Source organism: Psychrobacter sp. Ps6 (assembly GCF_022129235.1).
GTDB lineage: Bacteria > Pseudomonadota > Gammaproteobacteria > Pseudomonadales > Moraxellaceae > Psychrobacter.
This window is the reverse complement of record NZ_JADQAI010000114.1, coordinates 1-1,573: the sequence shown is the minus strand read 5'-3', so window position 1 is coordinate 1,573 and position 1,573 is coordinate 1. Positions and strand designations below refer to the sequence as shown.

Annotated in this window: 1 protein-coding gene; it reads left to right on the top strand. The window is 29.6% G+C overall.

Annotated elements, in window-relative coordinates; all coding sequences use genetic code 11:
• Positions 1-427 precede the first annotated feature (427 nt).
• On the top strand, positions 428-1,573 hold a 1,146-nt coding region (locus I3255_RS14180; protein WP_238039391.1), incomplete at its 3' end, for a hypothetical protein.

Sequence of the window (1,573 nt, the reverse complement as noted above, 5' to 3'; positions counted from 1 at the left end):
GAAATTCCCCATAAAATTGAATGACGCCTTGAATGTAATCGAGGCGTCATTTTTTTTATGTCTAATAAACCTCCATACTTCCATGCCTCCATTTAGGGTATACATTTAGACATAGGTAAGAAAGAAGGCCTATTGTCGTTAACATGAGAAAGTTTGTAGATGCATGTAATTAATAAATACATTTTTATTAAACTACCAATGCTCATTTTCCGCATCTATAAACAAATTGAACAAAAATCTAAAATAAATAAATGTCAATGATTTAAAACGTTATTTATAGCGAGAAATGTCAAAAAAATAATTACGTTGATGGTTGTCAAAAAAATGACACGATAAATTATTAGATTTAAATTTATCCTGTAATCTACCCCTCGCGATAACTTGCAAATAAACCTCGCTAATTAAACTAACAACCTTTGGTAAAATAATGAAAAAGTCATTGATACCTTTATATATATTAGGTGATCTATGTGTTTCTGATGAACGCTTTAACGTTCATAACATTAATTATATAGATGATATTATCAATATAAAGCACTCTATTATTGTTGTAGAAAAAGATATTGATGAAACACTCAAAAAACTGAATGATAAACATCTTACAGAGTGTTTGATTTATACATCAGCAAAAACAGAGTTATCTTCTTATCTCTCCGATGGCATTTTTTCTTGTCAGCAAGCAATAGCCGATTGGGATATCGTAAGAGAAAAAGGGAGGTTAATTAAAAATACTGATAATAAATTATTAAGTTGGCTATTTAGTTATCCTTCAAGAAGACTAACACCTCAATTAAATTATCAGATAGATACGGTTTATACATATCCAATACTTAACGTATTTTATAAACAGAATGAAATTATAGAGCTGGAGAGTGTCATTAAATCTGGGCTTATTGAATCGGATAGTCTTATTGATAAAATAAGAATTTGTAATACATGTCATAGTGGACATTTAAACTATATAGAAACATGCCCTAACTGTGAGAGTATCGATATTATTTCTCAGCATTCACTACATTGCTTTACTTGTGGTCATGTTAACAATGAAACTGAATTTAAAAAGGCGAATCATCTTGAATGTCCAAAATGTTCAACAAAATTAAAGCATATAGGGGTTGATTATGATCGTCCATTAGAAATGTTTTCATGTAAGAGCTGCCATGAATTATTTATTGAATCTGAAACCCGAGCAAAATGCTTTTCATGTCACAGTATTCAAGATGTTTCTTCAACTATAGCTAAATCGATCTATACATATCGACTTACCGATAAAGGCGAGCAGTATGTTAGAGCAAAGTTAGACTATAATTTACCTGATTTAAATCTATCTGGAAGAGTTGATAAAGAATATTTACTCAGTTTATTACCTTGGTTAAGTAAACTGTCTATTAGACATCAATACGATCATATTATCTGTGCTATTAAATTTAATGGAATAGATGAAATGAATTTTACATATGGTAGAGATAAAGCAGACAATTTTATTTATGAGTATATTGATAGGCTGAATACAATATTGAGAACAACTGATATTACATGCCAGTATGAGAATGATGTCGTTTTATTGGTCTTT